The sequence below is a fragment of the Mycolicibacterium sp. XJ870 genome, from assembly GCF_053483975.1.
In genome coordinates, this window is the sequence record NZ_JBEFTI010000004.1 from 218,791 (window position 1) to 233,460 (window position 14,670).

Annotated in this window: 13 protein-coding genes; 6 read left to right on the forward strand and 7 right to left on the reverse strand. The window is 66.5% G+C overall.

Features of this window, described 5'->3' with window-relative positions; translation table 11 throughout:
• Positions 1 to 10 precede the first annotated feature (10 nt).
• Positions 11 to 928 carry a LysR family transcriptional regulator gene (locus ABQF30_RS18315; protein ID WP_448466304.1) on the reverse strand — a complete coding sequence of 306 codons (918 nt, stop codon included), beginning with the start codon at positions 926 to 928 and terminating at the stop codon, positions 11 to 13.
• A 133-nt stretch (positions 929 to 1,061) separates the two neighbouring features.
• Here ABQF30_RS18315 and ABQF30_RS18320 point away from each other — a divergent pair, with 133 nt between their 5' ends.
• The 3 genes from ABQF30_RS18320 to ABQF30_RS18330 are packed head-to-tail and all read left to right on the forward strand — an operon-like array spanning position 1,062 to position 5,106.
• Positions 1,062 to 2,429 carry an MFS transporter gene (locus ABQF30_RS18320; RefSeq protein WP_448466306.1) on the forward strand — a complete coding sequence of 456 codons (1,368 nt, stop codon included), beginning with the start codon at positions 1,062 to 1,064 and terminating at the stop codon, positions 2,427 to 2,429.
• A complete protein-coding gene (locus tag ABQF30_RS18325; protein WP_448466308.1) occupies positions 2,426 to 3,172 on the forward strand; it encodes a 3-hydroxybutyrate dehydrogenase in 747 nt (248 codons plus the stop codon). The genes ABQF30_RS18320 and ABQF30_RS18325 overlap by 4 nt, the downstream gene beginning before the upstream one ends.
• Positions 3,169 to 5,106: an acetoacetate--CoA ligase gene (locus tag ABQF30_RS18330; protein WP_448466310.1), complete on the forward strand. Its 1,938-nt coding sequence runs from the start codon at positions 3,169 to 3,171 to the stop codon at positions 5,104 to 5,106. Before ABQF30_RS18325 ends, ABQF30_RS18330 begins: the two co-directional genes overlap by 4 nt.
• Here the strand turns inward: ABQF30_RS18330 and ABQF30_RS18335 are convergent.
• Entirely contained in the window at positions 5,087 to 6,367 is a 1,281-nt protein-coding gene (locus ABQF30_RS18335; RefSeq protein WP_448466312.1) for a 13E12 repeat family protein, read from the reverse strand. The genes ABQF30_RS18330 and ABQF30_RS18335 overlap by 20 nt on opposite strands.
• A 48-nt stretch (positions 6,368 to 6,415) precedes the next feature.
• Here ABQF30_RS18335 and ABQF30_RS18340 point away from each other — a divergent pair, with 48 nt between their 5' ends.
• The gene (locus ABQF30_RS18340; RefSeq protein ID WP_448466314.1) at positions 6,416 to 6,925 is read left to right on the forward strand and encodes a GNAT family N-acetyltransferase; all 510 of its coding nucleotides are present in this window, start codon (positions 6,416 to 6,418) and stop codon (positions 6,923 to 6,925) included.
• Here the strand turns inward: ABQF30_RS18340 and ABQF30_RS18345 are convergent.
• The 5 genes from ABQF30_RS18345 to fadD3 are packed head-to-tail and all read right to left on the reverse strand — an operon-like array spanning position 6,922 to position 12,631.
• The gene (locus tag ABQF30_RS18345; RefSeq protein ID WP_448466316.1) at positions 6,922 to 8,076 is read right to left on the reverse strand and encodes a pyridoxal phosphate-dependent aminotransferase; all 1,155 of its coding nucleotides are present in this window, start codon (positions 8,074 to 8,076) and stop codon (positions 6,922 to 6,924) included. The two genes, ABQF30_RS18340 and ABQF30_RS18345, sit on opposite strands and share 4 nt — an antisense overlap.
• A 10-nt stretch (positions 8,077 to 8,086) precedes the next feature.
• Positions 8,087 to 9,022: an acyl-CoA dehydrogenase IpdE2 gene (ipdE2, locus tag ABQF30_RS18350; RefSeq protein WP_448466318.1), complete on the reverse strand. Its 936-nt coding sequence runs from the start codon at positions 9,020 to 9,022 to the stop codon at positions 8,087 to 8,089.
• Positions 9,022 to 9,975 (reverse strand): acyl-CoA dehydrogenase family protein, encoded by a 954-nt coding sequence (locus tag ABQF30_RS18355; RefSeq protein WP_448466320.1) that lies wholly within the window; start codon positions 9,973 to 9,975, stop codon positions 9,022 to 9,024. The genes ipdE2 and ABQF30_RS18355 overlap by 1 nt, the downstream gene beginning before the upstream one ends.
• Positions 9,972 to 11,102, reverse strand: a complete 1,131-nt coding sequence (locus ABQF30_RS18360) for an acyl-CoA dehydrogenase family protein (protein ID WP_448466322.1) — start codon at positions 11,100 to 11,102, stop codon at positions 9,972 to 9,974. Before ABQF30_RS18360 ends, ABQF30_RS18355 begins: the two co-directional genes overlap by 4 nt.
• On the reverse strand, positions 11,102 to 12,631 hold the full coding sequence (gene fadD3, locus ABQF30_RS18365) for a 3-((3aS,4S,7aS)-7a-methyl-1,5-dioxo-octahydro-1H-inden-4-yl)propanoate--CoA ligase FadD3 (RefSeq protein WP_448466324.1): 1,530 nt from the start codon (positions 12,629 to 12,631) through the stop codon (positions 11,102 to 11,104). Before fadD3 ends, ABQF30_RS18360 begins: the two co-directional genes overlap by 1 nt.
• Positions 12,632 to 12,678: 47 nt before the next feature.
• On the opposite strand from fadD3, the gene ipdE1 reads away from it, so the two are divergent.
• Both ipdE1 and ipdF read left to right on the forward strand, forming a co-directional pair.
• Positions 12,679 to 13,827: an acyl-CoA dehydrogenase IpdE1 gene (gene ipdE1 / locus ABQF30_RS18370; protein WP_448466326.1), complete on the forward strand. Its 1,149-nt coding sequence runs from the start codon at positions 12,679 to 12,681 to the stop codon at positions 13,825 to 13,827.
• Positions 13,824 to 14,612 carry a (5R,7aS)-5-hydroxy-7a-methyl-1-oxo-2,3,5,6,7,7a-hexahydro-1H-indene-carboxyl-CoA reductase gene (gene ipdF / locus ABQF30_RS18375; RefSeq protein ID WP_448466328.1) on the forward strand — a complete coding sequence of 263 codons (789 nt, stop codon included), beginning with the start codon at positions 13,824 to 13,826 and terminating at the stop codon, positions 14,610 to 14,612. The genes ipdE1 and ipdF overlap by 4 nt, the downstream gene beginning before the upstream one ends.
• Positions 14,613 to 14,670: the final 58 nt, after the last annotated feature.

Below are 14,670 nucleotides of genomic sequence, written 5' to 3' on the forward strand. Positions count from 1 at the left end.
CATAACATCACTAGCACGCATCATGATGCGTCGATATGCCGAGCAGCGCGTCGCGCTGGTTTTCCATCCGGTCGCGGATGGCATCGACGACGGCGGCCACCACGGGCCTGCGCAACGTCTCGGCGCGGGCCACCAGCCAGTAACCCAGTCGCACTTCCACAGTTTCCGGCAGGACCCGAACGAGGTCGTCGTGCCGGTCGGCCATGAAGCAGGGCAGGAAGCCCAGCCCAGCGGCGGCGCGAGTGGCCTCTACGTGGACGAAAACGTTGGTCGACGTCACCGATTCGCGCATGGCCGGCGCGAAGCTCGTGGCGATGTCGAGGTCGTCGACATGCAGCATCGAGTCGATGAAGTACACCAGCGGGAACCGGGCAAGGTCGTCGACGCTGTCCGGGACCCCGTGCTCGGCCAGATAGGTGCGCGCGCCGTAGAGACCGAGGCAGTAGTCGCCGAGCCGGATCGCCTCGGCGCGACGCACCTGGGGTGCGCCGACCACGACCTCGATGTCGAGGCTGGACCGCTGCTGCGATGCCCGGCGGGTGGTGGCGACGATCTCGACGGCGACGCGCGGATGCCGGCGCTGCACCTGGGCGGCGGCCGGGGCGGCGATGTAGGCGCTGAACCCGTCGGTCGCCGAGATCCGGACCACGCCTTCGAGTTGGCGCAGCCCGCCTGCGCTGAGCGACTCCAGAGCCGACTCCACGGCCTCGGCAGCCGTCAGCGCCTCGCGGCCCAGTTCGGTGAGTTCCCAGCCGCCGGCGCCGCGCGTCAGGACCCGGCCGCCGATCGACTGCTCAAGAGCGGCGATGCGCCGCGAGATGGTGGTGTGGTTGATGCCGAGTTCGTCGGCCGCGGCGGTGTAGCGGCCGGACCGGCCCACGGCCAGCAATACGAGTAGGTCATCCGCGCTGAGCCGCCTGTCCTCCATCTCTGCATTTTTGCAGAGTCGACATGCGTATCTGGCCATTGCAGGGCGCAACACCTGCATGAATACTCACGTGGGATTGTCAGGACCGTCACACTTGAACCAGCACATGTCCCGCGTCATACGAGGAGCGTCCATGAGCATGCCGCAGGCCGAACCGGATTCAGCCGGACAGATTCCGACCGGCCTGAAACGTGTCGTCGCCGCGTCGATGGCAGGCACCGTCGTGGAGTGGTACGAGTTCTTCCTCTACGGAACGGCCGCCACGCTGGTCTTCAGCAAGGTGTTCTTCGCAGAGAGCACCAGCGAGCTCGACGCGATCCTTGCGGCGTTCGTGACGTACGCGGTCGGGTTCGTCGCCCGGCCGCTCGGCGGAATCGTGTTCGGCCATTTCGGCGACAAGTACGGCCGCAAGAAGCTCCTGCAGTTCAGCCTGCTCTTGGTCGGCGCAGCGACCTTCCTGATGGGCTGCTTACCGACATTCGGCCAGATCGGATATTGGGCACCGACCCTGCTGGTGGTGTTGCGGTTCATCCAGGGCTTCGCAGTCGGGGGTGAGTGGGGCGGCGCGGTGTTGCTGGTTGCCGAGCACAGCCCCAACCGCAGCCGCGGCTTCTGGGCCAGCTGGCCGCAGGCGGCCGTCCCCGTGGGCAACATGCTCGCCACCGTAGTGCTGCTTGTACTGACGACGACGCTGCCGGATTCCGCGTTCCTGTCCTGGGGTTGGCGCGTCGCGTTCTGGCTGTCCGCGGTCGTCGTGTTGATCGGCTACTACATCCGCACCAAGGTCTCGGACGCGCCGATCTTCCTCGCCGCGCAGCAGGAGGTCGAGCGGGTCAAGGCCGTGTCGTACGGCGTATTCGAGGTGATCAGGCGTTATCCCCGTGGGGTTTTCACCGCGATGGGGCTGCGGTTCGCCGAGAACATCATGTACTACCTGGTGGTCACCTTCTCTATCACCTACCTCAAGGTGCAGGTCGGCGCCGACACCAGCGACATCCTCTGGTGGTTGCTGGCCGCGCACGCCGTGCATTTCCTGGCCATCCCGATGGTGGGCCGGCTTTCCGATCGCCTCGGGCGCCGCCCGGTATACATAACCGGCGCGATCGCCGCGGGCACCTGGGGCTTCTTCGCCTTCCCGATGATGAACAGCGCCAACTACCTGGTCATCATGGCCGCAATCACCATCGGACTGATCATTCACGCCCTCATGTATGCGCCGCAGCCGGCGATCATGGCCGAGATGTTCCCGACGCGGATGCGCTATTCCGGTGTCTCGCTGGGCTATCAGGTCACCTCGATCGTGGCCGGATCGTTGGCGCCCATCATCGCGGTCTGGCTGTTGAACAAGTTCGATTCTTCGGTTCCCATCGCGCTGTACCTCGCGGGTGCCGCGGCGATCACGCTCGTCGCAGCGCTGTACATGCGCGAGACGACGGGCATGGATCTGGAGACGGTGGACCAGGCCGACCGCGATGCCCTCGCGGAAAAGGGCGTCCTGTGACGGATCTGCAGGGCCGCAGGGCGTTGGTCACCGGGGCCGCCAGCGGGATCGGCGCCGCCTGCGCGCGGGAACTGGCCGGGCGCGGAGCCGCGGTAACCGTGGCTGACGTCGACGCCGCCGGGGCCGACGCGCTGGCCGCCGACATCGGTGGAAAGTCCTGGGCGGTGGACCTTCTCGACGTCTCCGCGCTGGAAACATTGGAGCTCGACTGCGACATCCTGGTCAACAATGCCGGCGTGCAGAGCATCAACCCGATCGAGGACTTTCCGCCCGACAAGTTCCGGATGTTGCTGGCGCTGATGGTGGAGGTGCCGTTCCTCCTTGTCCGGGCTGCGTTGCCACACATGTACCGGCAACGATTCGGCCGGATCGTCAACGTCTCCTCGGTGCACGGCCTGCGCGCCTCGGAGTTCAAGGTCGGCTACGTCACCGCCAAGCACGCCCTCGAAGGGCTGTCGAAGGTCACTGCGCTGGAGGGCGGTCCGCACCAGGTGACCAGCAACTGCGTCAACCCCGGGTATGTTCGGACGCCGCTGGTGACCAAACAGGTCTCCGACCAGGCCCGAATCCACGGCATACCCGAGGACGAGGTGGTGGCACAGATCCTGCTGAAAGAGAGTGCCATCAAGCAGCTGGTCGAGCCCGAAGAGGTTGCCGCACTGGTAGGTTGGCTGGCATCCCCGGCTGCCCGGATGGTGACGGGAGCGTCGTACACGATGGATGGTGGGTGGAGCGCGCGATGAGCACTGCTGCGCAATGGGTCCCGACGGAGCAGGACGTGGCGGCGGCGCGGGTGACCGACTTCGCCCGGTTCGTCGAATCCCGGACGGGCGTCAGCGCACCCGATTACCGGGCGCTGTGGCGATGGTCGGTCGACGATCCGGCCGCGTTCTGGGCCGCTCTGTGGGACTACTTCGAGCTCGGCGACCGGCCCGCCGAGGTGCTCACCGACGAGTCGATGCCCGGCGCGAAGTGGTTTCCGGGGGCCCGGCTGAATTACGTCGACCAGGTGAAGCGAAACGCCCGCACCGACCGTCCGGCCATCCTTTACGTGGCAGAGGGTGGTGCCGTCACCGAACTGTCCTGGGCTGAACTCCTCGGTCGCACAGCGGCTTTCGCGACAACACTGCGTTCGCTCGGAGTTGGGCCGGGGGACCGGGTGGCCGGCTATCTGCCGAACATTCCCGAGGCGATCATCGCGTTCCTGGCCACCGCAGGCATCGGGGCCATCTGGAGCGCGTGCGGCCAGGACTACACCGCCAAGGCCGCACTGGACCGGCTCGGCCAGTTGGAGCCGACGGTACTGGTGACGGCCGACGGCTACCGGTTCGGCGGCAAGTCACACGACAAGTCCGACGATATCGCCGCGCTGCGCGAGGGGCTTCCCAGCCTGAAGGCCTCGGTGCTGGTGTCCCGCCTGGGTGCCGGACAGTCCGACTGGGTCGACTGGGCCGTCGCAAGCGCACCGGGCGAGGTTGAGCTGGAAACCGCCGCAGTTGATTTCGATCACCCATTGTGGATTCTGTACTCGTCGGGTACCACGGGGCTGCCCAAGGGCATCATGCACGGCCACGGCGGGGTGCTCGTCGAGCATCTCAAAGCGGTTGCCCTGCAATCTGATATCGGCCGCGACGACACCTTCTTCTGGTACACCAGCCCGAGCTGGATGATGTGGAACTTCCAGGTGGCCGGGCTGCTGGTGGGGGCGACCATCGTCTGCTACGACGGCAGCCCCACATTTCCCCAGCCCGACGCCCTGTGGCACATCGCGGCCACGGTCGGCGCCACGGTGCTGGGTACCAGCCCCGGCTATGTCCTGGCGTGCGCCAAAGCAGGTGCGGTACCGCGCAAGGAGCATGACCTCTCGAAGCTGAAAATGGTTGGTATCACCGGGTCCTCGCTACCGCCGTCATCAGCGCTGTGGCTGCGGGACAACGTCGGCGAACGCGTTCAGGTCGCCTCGATCAGCGGCGGCACCGACGTGGTTTCGGCGTTCATCGGCGGGGTACCGACGGTCCCGGTGTGGCCAGGCGAGCTGTCCGCGCCATACCTGGGTGCGGCACTCGAGGCGTGGAACGAGGCCGGACAACCCGTACGCGGCGAGGTCGGCGAACTCGTCATCACCAAGCCGCTGCCCTCCATGCCGATCGCCTTCTGGAACGACGCCGACGGATCCCGGTACCGCGACGCATATTTCGAGATGTTCCCCGGCGTGTGGCGGCACGGCGACTGGATCACCATCACCGACCACGGCAGCATCGTCGTGCACGGCCGCTCCGACTCCACGCTGAACCGGCACGGCATCCGGATGGGCAGTGCCGACATCTACCAGTCGGTGGAGCGGTTGCCCGAGATCGTCGAAGCCTTGGTGATCGGTGCCGAACAGCCCGACGGCGGCTATTGGATGCCGTTGTTCGTCGTGCTGGCCGACGGGGTCGAGCTGACCGACGAACTGCGCGAACGGATCAAGCAGACCATCCGCACCGAGGTGTCACCACGGCATGTGCCCGACGAGATCATCGTTGCTCCAGGCATACCGCATACCCGCACCGGCAAGAAGCTCGAGGTGCCGATCAAGAAACTGTTCCAGGGCGCCGATGCTGCCAAAGTCGTGGAGCGCAGCGCCGTCGACAATCCGGACCTGCTGGACTGGTACGTCACGCAGCGTCGAACATGACCAGGTCGATGCTCAACCGGCCCTCGACCACGCTCACTGTTCTGAGCGGCGGCCCGGGGAGCGGCGGCGCAGTGGACCGGTAGACCGCGCGCGTCGGCGTCGCGAATTCGGCGGTGTGCCTGCCGTCGATCTCACTCGTGGTAACCGACCAGCCCGGTGCTTCTTTGGCGTAATTGCACGCTTCGCACTCGCCGAGTCCGTTGAGCGCGCTCGTCGGGCCGCCCTGGTGTTTCGGGACGGCGTGGTCGTGGTGACGAATGGGCGCGTCGCAGTAGGGCGTCCGGCATGTCTGGTCCCGCAGGTCGAGCAATGTCGCCAAGCCCTTGGGGAAGATCCGCGACCGCGACTCCATCGCGACCAGCTGTCCACTCCGCGGATGCCGATACAGGCGCCGCAGCGTCGCCCTCACCGACTGGTCGGCTGCGGCATCGCGCACCAGGGTGCGCGCGAAACCTGCCGGTACCGGGCCGAAGTCGCCGAGCCACGCGGGTGCGTCGTCGTCCCCGGCCAATGTCGTATCGGCCATCACCAAGTTGAGCGCTATCGGCGTGAGCTGTTCCGCGGGCTGACCCGTCACTCGCTCCACGAGCGTGTCCGCCATGACCTGGCCCCGGGAGCGGTCGTCGAAAGTGGTGTCGGAGGCATGCTTCAACGCGGCATACACCGCGACGCCCTGACGCACCGGCAGCAGCACCGTCACATATGTCATGGTGTCGGGGGCCGGCCTGATCCACACACAGCGGTCTTGCTCGGCCTTCGCCTGGCGTTCAACGACTGCTTGGACATCCAGGGCGACCGCGATTTTCTTGGCCTCGGCCTTCACCCGCTTGTTGCCCCACCCCTCCAGGCGGGTCATGTCGGCGCAGAGGTCGGCATCCAACTGGCGCCGATGCTCGATGCTCAGGCAGGCAGATTCACGGACGATCAAGACTGCCCGCCATTCCGACAATGCCCCGCATTCCAACGCGGCCAGCGTGTGCGGCATCTCGTGCACCAGGGCGGTGGCCAACCCCAGAAAGGTTCCGCCGCGTTTGGGAGCTTCGTGGCGCGCCAGCCCCACTTCATTGGCCAGCCCCTTGCCCCGCTTGCGGGCCGGCACGCCGACAGCAGCCTCGGCGTCTCGGCGCTTGGTCGCCCACAACGCCGTTGCCCGGGCCTGCGCCGCAGCGGCGGCCGACTTCATGCGTTCGAAGGTCTCGACCTGCACCCGCAGCTCCTCCTCGGAGGCCTCCGGGTCGATATCGAACAAACTTTCGAACACGCTTCCGATGCTACATGCACCCGCCGACAACTTGAGATAGTTGTCGGCATGACGCAGATCCGCCCAGCCGTTGGCGCCGACGCGCTTGCTGTTGCCGATGTACATGTGCGGGCGTGGCAGGTCGGCTACCGCGGGATATTGCCGCAGGACTACCTCGACGGCCTCACTGCCGCGGACAGGGCAAGCCGCTACACCTTCGATGCGATGCCGCTTGACGGCCCATACACCCTGGTGGCAACCGACCATGGCGCGATCCGTGGCCTCGTCACGATCGGTCGGTGCCGGGATTCCGGTCTGTCCGGCCTCGGCGAGGTCTGGGCGCTGTATACGGATCCGAACGGGTGGGGGCGCGGGATCGGCCGCGAGCTGATCGCGGCCGCGCGAGAGCTGCTGTACCACAACGGTTTCACCGAGGGCTTACTCTGGGTGCTGGAACAGAACGACCGCGCCCGCAGATTCTACGAACGCGACGGTTGGTGCCCGGACGGAACGCGTAGGACGGATCTCGTCGCCGACGTCCCGGTGGAGGACATCCGGTACCGCCGCCTGTTGCCTTAGTGCAGCCAGGGACCGATCCGGCGCAGCGCCTCCTCGATATCGCTCGTCGGCCCGGCGAACGACAGCCGGACGAACGAACCGCCCCGCACGGTGTCAAAATCTATTCCGGGGGCAATGGCAACACCGGTGTCTGCCAACAGCTTTGAGCAGAAGGACAGGGAATCCTGGGTGAACTCGCTGACGTCGGCGTACACGTAGAACGCTCCGTCGGTCGGCGCGAGCCGATCGATTCCGATGCGGCGCAGGCCGTCGAGCAGCAGCCGCCGGTTGTCGGCATAGTGGGCGAGCAGGCCCTCGGCCTCGGCCAGCGACTCCGGGGTGAACGCGGCCACCGCGGCATGCTGGGCCAGTGCGGGCGGGCAGATGGTGAAGTTCCCGGTCAGGCAGTCCACCGCACGCCGCAGCTCTTCGGGTACCAGCAACCAGCCGAGCCGCCAGCCGGTCATCGCGAAATACTTCGAGAAACTGTTGACCACCACCGCATTCCGCGAGGTTTCCCAAGCAGAGCTGGTGGCGGGCGCGCCCTCGTACACCAGGCCGTGATACACCTCGTCGCTGATCAGCCTGACCCCCGAGGCGTCGCACCAGGACGCGATGGCCGAGAGTTCCTCTGGCGGAATCACCGTGCCGGTGGGATTGGCCGGGCTCGCGACGATTACCCCCTGCACTGGCGGGTCCAGCTCGTCGAGCATCGCGACCGTCGGCTGGAACCGCGTCTGGGGTCCGCACGGGATCTCCACGACCTCGCAGCCCAGTGCGGTCAGGATATTGCGGTAGCAGGGATAGCCCGGGCTTGCGATCGCCACTCGATCCCCGGCGTCGAAGCAGGCCAGGAAGGTCAACAGGAATCCGCCCGAGGATCCAGTGGTCAGCACAACGTCGTCCACGTCGACGTCGAGGCCATATCGGACGCGGTAGGAGCCGGCGATCGCCGCGCGCAGTTCGGGGATGCCGAGAGCGACGGTGTAGCCGAGCTGGTTTCGGTTCAATGCCGCGACGGCGGCCTCGCGAACGGGCGCCGGGGCGCCTGCGCTGGGCTGGCCCGCGGACAGGTTGACCAGGTCACCATGGGTACGTTGCCGCTCTGCCGCAGCCAGCCACACGTCCATGACGTAAAACGGCGGGATACCGGCGCGAAGCGAGACGTCCATCTGAATCAGCCTAGAAGACCTCGGCTTCGAGCCGGCGTAGATGCTCGCGAGGCGGTCCGAGCAGCTGAGCGCTGCCGTGTGCCCGCTTGAAATACAGCTGGATGTCGTGCTCCCAGGTGATCGCGATACCGCCGTGCATCTGCACGGCCTCCGCGGCTACCGCGGACAGTGCCTCACTCGCGAAGTAGCGGGCCAGGGACGCGGAGGAAGGTGACGGGTCGGCGATCGCGTCGTAGACGACGGCGCGGGCCGAGGACACCTTGACGAACAGATCGGCCATCCGGTGCTTCAGCGCCTGGAAGCTACCGATCGGTCGGCCGAACTGCACCCGGTCCTTGGTGTAGGCCACGGTCAGGTCCAATGCACGTGACGCCGCGCCGATCTGCTCGGCGGCCATCAGAAGTGCGGCGGTGTCCGCGAGGCCCGGATCGGTGCCTAGGACGGTGGTGTCTCCGGGGATCACCGCCGACAGCCGGCGGGTCAGATCCATGGTGGATTTGGGGGTGGCGGTGAACGTGGTCCAGCGGGTCAGGTTCTCCCCATCGGCGGCGATGACGACATCGGCCACGTCACCGTTGATGACGTAATCGGGGTTGAACACCATGGTTCCGATTGACGTGCCTTCGGCAAGACCTTCGAGCGGACCGTGATCGCCGACGTCCAGCAGTGCGAGCTCCGCGAGTGTGGTACCCAGTAGTGGGGTGGGAACCAGGGCCTTGCCGAGCTCTTCGAGAACCACTGCGGCATCGGTGAGTTCGCCCCCGGCGCCGCCGAGTTCCTCTGGCACCACCAGGGCGGCGGCGCCGACCTGTTCACAGAGCAGGGCCCACAGCTTCTCGTCGTAGCCGCGTTCGGATTCCATCGCGGTCCGCACCGCCTCGGGGGAGGCGTGCTTGTCAACCAGTGCGGCGACGGTTTCGCGCAGCAGTTGCCGTTCTTCGCTCATCAGAGGGCCTCCAGCAGTCGACGACGATGTGTGGTCGGATCGCCCCAGGCACTGCGCAACGCCTGCACCCGGAGTAGCAGCAGGGAAAGATCGTGTTCCTGCGTGAAGCCGATGGCTCCGTGGGTTTGCAGTCCCGACCGCGCGGCCAGCAGTGCAGCGTCGGCGGCCGCCACCTTGGCGGCACTGATATCGCGGGCGGTATCAGGCGAGCCTTCCGCCAAGGACAGGGCCGCGCCATACACCAACGGGCGAGCCAGCTCGACGGCGATGTGCACGTCGGCCAGCTTGTGTTTGATGGCCTGATACGAGCCGATGATCCGGCCGAACTGGGTGCGCTGCTTGGCGTATGCGACGGATTGGTCGAGCATGGCTTGACCCGCGCCGACCAGCTGTGCCGCGGTGGCGAGGACACCGAACTCGTATGCTCGCGCGGTGTCCGCCGGTTGTCCCGCGCCGGACGCGGTGACGTCGAACAACTTTCGTGCGGGGTCGACGGATGCGTGCTGTTCACCGGCGGTGGCGTCGCTCACGTGTCCGTGCTCGGCGACCAGAATGAGCCCGGCCGTATCGGCATCGACGGCGCGCGGCACCTGCGGGGGCAGGGCGACGGTGGCGATCAGCTCACCGGAGGCCAGCACCCCAGACCTTTCGTCGTCGGCGAGCAGAATCGGTGCCACGGCAAGGGATTCGGTCACCGGGCCGGGAACCGCCCAGTAACCCAACCGCTCCAGTGCCACCACAAGATCTACCGGATGGGCTTCGATACCGTCGAACTTCTCGGCCACCAGCAGCGCGGTGACGCCGAGATCTGCCAGCTGTGACCACACCTTGCGGCCCGGCGCGGTGTCGCCCGCTGACCAGGCCCGCACCGCGGCCGGAACGTCGGCGGCACCCAGCGCCGCATCGATGCTGGCCGCGAAATCGCGCTGCTGTTCGTCTATCTCGAAGTTCACTTTGCCTCCCGGGGCAGCCCAAGTAGGCGCTCGGCGATGATGTTGCGCTGAATCTCATTGGTGCCGGCGTAGATCGGGCCGCCAAGAGCGAACAGCAGGCCTTCCGTCCAGTGATCGACGTGCTCGGCGTCCGGGCCTTGCAAATCCAAAGCGGTCTGATGCAGGGCGACATCGAGGTCAGACCAGAACACCTTGGTCACCGAGGATTCAGCGCCCAGTTCGCCACCGTTGGCCAACCGGGTGACTGTTCCGAAGGTGTGCAGGCGGTAGGCCTGCGCCTTGATCCAGGCGTCGGCAACCCGGTCGGTGAACACCGGATCCGGGTTCTCCTTCCACATCTCGACAAGCCGCTCCGCCGGGGCCAGGAACCGGGCCGGGCTGCGCAGCGACATGCCGCGTTCGTTGCTCGACGTGCTCATCGCCGCACGCCAGCCATCGTGCACGCCGCCGATCACATCGTTGTCGAGAACGAATACGTCGTCGAGGAAGATCTCGCCGAACCCGGTGTCGCCGCCGAGTTGGGCGATCGGGCGCACCGTGATGCCCTTGGCTTTCAGATCGAACATGAAGTAGGTGAGGCCCTTGTGGCGCTGCGCTTCCGGGTCGGAGCGGAACAAGCCGAAACCGCGCTCTCCGAAGGGGGCTCGCGAGCTCCAGATCTTCTGCCCGTTGAGCAGCCACCCGCCATCCGTGCGCGTGGCCGTCGACCGCAGCGAGGCGAGGTCACTACCAGATTCGGGCTCGGACCAGGCCTGTGCCCAGATCTCCTCGCCGCTCGCCATTTTGGGCAGCACACGGTCCAGCTGCTCTTCGGTGCCGTGCGCGAACAGCGTCGGCGCCAGCATCGAGGTGCCGTTGGCGCTCGCGCGCCCCGGTGCGCCGGCCCGGAAGTACTCCTCCTCGAACACCACCCACTGCAGCAGCGTTGCGTCGCGGCCACCGTACTTCTCGGGCCACGCGATCACCGACAATCCGGCGTCGAAAAGCACTTTGTCCCAACGCCGGTGCTGCTCGAAGCCTTCCAATGTGTCGTACGACTTCGTCGGGAACGACTCCCGGTTGGCTGACAGGAACTCGCGGACCTCGGCCCGGAAGGCGTCGGTCTCGTCGTCGAAGCTCAGGTCCATTACACCCTTTCCCGCAAGGTGGGCTTGACCACCTTGCCACCCGGATTGCGTGGCAACACGTCAAGGAACTCCACCGACCGCGGCACCTTGAAGTTCGCCAAATGCTCGCGTGTGTAAGCGATCACCGTCGCCTCATCCAGCTGTGCCCCGGCCTTGGCCACTACGAATGCCTTGCCGACCTCGCCCAACCGCTCGTCGGGAACCCCGATCACCGCGGCCTCGGCGACCCCGTCCAGCCGGGCCAGCACCTGTTCGATCTCCGCCGGGTACACGTTGAAACCGCCGCAGATGTACATGTCCTTGAGCCGGTCGGTGATGGTGAGGTTCCCGGCCCCGTCCAACGTCCCGATATCGCCCGTGTGCAGCCACCCGTCGGCGTCGATCGCCGCGGCGGTGGCGTCCGGGTCATCGAGGTAGCCGAGCATGACGTTGGGCCCGCGGAGCAGCACCTCGCCCGAATCGTCCAGCCGCAGGTCGAAATCGGCAATGGGGCGCCCACAGGTGGTGGCGACCGTGACAGCGTCGTCCTCCGCCCGGCACATCGTGCCGAAGCCGGCGGCCTCGGTCAGCCCATACGCGGTCAGCACGATGTCGATGTCCAGCTCGGACTGCATCCGCTCGATCAGCACCACGGGAACCACCGCAGCGCCGGTGACGGCGAATCGCAGCGAGCTCAAGTCGTAGTCCGCGCGCTTCGGATGGTCGAGCAGCGTTTGGTAGATGGTCGGTGGACCGGGCAACACCGTGATGCGATGTTCTGCAACGGCTTTCATCGCCCCTTCGGGATCGAAGGTCAGCTGTGGGATGAGCGTTGCACCGGTCTGTAAGCAGGCCAGGATGCCGGCCTTGTAGCCGAAGTTGTGGAAGAACGGGTTGATGCACAGGTAGCGGTCAGCGCTGGTGACCTGTCCGCACGCCGCCCAGGCGGCAGAACCATCCAGCGACTGCCGGTGCGCGCAACGCACTCCCTTGCTGCGGCCGGTGGTACCGGAGGTGAACAGGATGTCGGAGACGTCGTCGGGCTGCACCGCGGCGGCGCGCGCGTCGACCTGATCCATTGCGGCAACGGCGCGACCCCGCGCGACAAACTCGTCCCACGTCCCGTCTTGTGTATCGATCGGCACCCGCACGATGTGGCGCAGCGCGGGCAGGGCAGCGCGGTCGAGGTCGGCGGTCTTGTCGGCGCCGAGGAACTTGCCCGACGCAATCAGCAGCGGCGCCCCGGTGCGGGCAAGGATGTCGGTGGCCTCGCTGGCGGTGTAGCGGGTGTTGAGCGGGACGACGATGCCGCCGGCATAGTGCACGGCAAGGCAGGCCACCACCCAGTGCCAAGTGTTCGGCGACCAGATCGCGACCCGGTCGCCGACCTGCACGCCAAGGTCGATCATGGCCGCGGCGGCTTGCCGAACCTCATCGCGCAGCTCGGCGTAGGTCAGCCGCTTATCGGCTGTGACCAGGGCGTCGTGGTTGGAAAACTGCACGGCAATCCGGTCCAGCACCGCTGGAACGGTGCGACGGTCGCTCGTCATCAATGCTCCTCTAACAAAGCAAGTGCTTGGTAGGTTAGCCTACAGGGGTGATAGAGGTCCAGGAGTTCCGGGCCGAGGTCCGGCAGTGGCTCGCAGACAATCTTGTCGGTGAATTCGCCGCGCTCAAGGGCCTGGGTGGACCGGGTCGTGAGCATGAAGCGTTCGAGGAACGCCGCGCGTGGAATCAGCATCTCGCCGCCGCAGGACTGACGTGCCTGGGTTGGCCGGTCGAGCACGGCGGGCGGGGTTTGTCAGTCGCGCACCGGGTCGCGTTCTACGAGGAGTACGCCCGCGCTGACGCGCCGGACAAGGTGAACCACTTCGGTGAGGAACTGCTCGGCCCGACGCTCATCGAGTACGGCACGCCCGAACAGCAGCAGCGGTTCCTGCCCAAGATCCTCGACGTCACAGAGCTGTGGAGTCAGGGCTATTCCGAGCCGGGTGCGGGCAGTGACTTGGCGAACGTGTCGACCGCTGGCGAACTAATCGGTGGCGAATGGGTGATCAACGGCCAGAAGGTGTGGACGTCGCTGGCGCACTGGGCGCAGTGGTGCTTCGTGGTGGCGCGTACCGAGAAGGGCTCCAAGCGGCACGCCGGGCTGTCGTATCTGCTTGTGCCGCTGGATCAACCGGGCGTCGAGATCCGGCCGATCATTCAGCTCACCGGAGACTCCGAGTTCAACGAGGTGTTCTTCGACGACGCCCGCACCGATGCGTCTCTGGTGGTTGGGCAGCCCGGCGATGGCTGGCGCGTGGCCATGGGCACCCTCACCTTCGAGCGCGGGGTGTCCACCCTCGGTCAGCAGATCCGCTACGCCCGTGAGCATTCCAACCTTGTCGAGCTGGCCAAGCGCACCGGCGCTGCCGACGACCCGCTCATCCGTGAACGGCTCACCCAGTCCTGGACCGGTTTGAAAGCGATGCGGTCCTACGCGTTGGCCACGATGGATGTCGAGCAGCCGGGTCAAGATAACGTGTCAAAACTGCTGTGGGCCAATTGGCATCGTGAACTCGGCGAGATCGCAATGGAGGTCGTCGGTATGGCCGGGCTGACTCTTGACGACGGTGAATTCGACGAATGGCAGCGGCTCTACCTGTTCTCCCGTTCTGACACCATCTACGGCGGGTCCAACGAAATCCAGCGCAACATCATTGCCGAGCGGGTGCTCGGCCTACCCAGGGAGTTGAAGGGTTGAGTCTGTCTGTTCCTCCGAAAGAGATTGACGGCCACGGACTTCTGACCGGCAAGGTGGTCCTGGTGACCGCTGCCGCAGGTACCGGCATCGGCTCGTCCACCGCACGGCGCGCGTTGGCCGAGGGCGCCGATGTCGTCGTCTCCGACTACCACGAGCGCCGGCTGGGGGAGACCCACGACGAACTGGCCGCGCTCGGCCTGGGCAATGTCCACGCGGTGGTGTGCGACGTGACCTCAACCGAGGCGGTCGACGCGCTCATCACATCGGCGGTGGAGAAGGCCGGGCGACTGGATGTGCTGGTCAACAATGCCGGGCTCGGCGGGCAGACGCCCGTCGTCGACATGACCGACGACGAATGGGACCGCGTCCTCAACGTCACGTTGACCTCGGTCATGCGTGCTACGCGCGCCGCCCTGCGGTACTTCCGCGACGCCCCGCACGGCGGCGTCATCGTCAACAACGCGAGCGTGCTGGGGTGGCGGGCACAGCATTCGCAGTCCCACTACGCCGCAGCCAAGGCCGGCGTGATGGCGCTGACCCGGTGCAGCGCAATCGAGGCCGTCGAGTACGGCGTCCGCATCAACGCGGTGTCCCCGAGCATCGCGCGGCACAAGTTCCTTGAGAAGACGTCGTCGTCGGAGTTGCTGGACCAGCTGTCGTCCGATGAGGCGTTCGGCCGCGCCGCCGAGCCGTGGGAGATCGCGGCCACGATCGCGTTCCTGGCCAGCGACTACTCGAGCTACCTGACCGGTGAAGTGATCTCGGTGTCCAGCCAGCGGGCCTGACCGGCGAGTGGGGCGGCGAACGCCCAAACGTGACCTAGCAAGCGCTTGGTTGCTATGC

Bases quoted from the DNA above. Each gene is read 5' to 3' on its own strand.
- ABQF30_RS18315 (WP_448466304.1), bottom strand. From the start codon at position 928: ATGGAGGACAGGCGGCTCAGCGCGGATGACCTACTCGTATTGCTGGCC.
- ABQF30_RS18320 (WP_448466306.1), top strand. From the start codon at position 1,062: ATGAGCATGCCGCAGGCCGAACCGGATTCAGCCGGACAGATTCCGACC.
- ABQF30_RS18330 (WP_448466310.1), top strand. From the start codon at position 3,169: ATGAGCACTGCTGCGCAATGGGTCCCGACGGAGCAGGACGTGGCGGCG.
- ABQF30_RS18340 (WP_448466314.1), top strand. From the start codon at position 6,416: ATGACGCAGATCCGCCCAGCCGTTGGCGCCGACGCGCTTGCTGTTGCC.
- ABQF30_RS18345 (WP_448466316.1), bottom strand. From the start codon at position 8,076: ATGGACGTCTCGCTTCGCGCCGGTATCCCGCCGTTTTACGTCATGGAC.
- ipdE2 (WP_448466318.1), bottom strand. From the start codon at position 9,022: ATGAGCGAAGAACGGCAACTGCTGCGCGAAACCGTCGCCGCACTGGTT.
- ABQF30_RS18360 (WP_448466322.1), bottom strand. From the start codon at position 11,102: ATGGACCTGAGCTTCGACGACGAGACCGACGCCTTCCGGGCCGAGGTC.
- fadD3 (WP_448466324.1), bottom strand. From the start codon at position 12,631: ATGACGAGCGACCGTCGCACCGTTCCAGCGGTGCTGGACCGGATTGCC.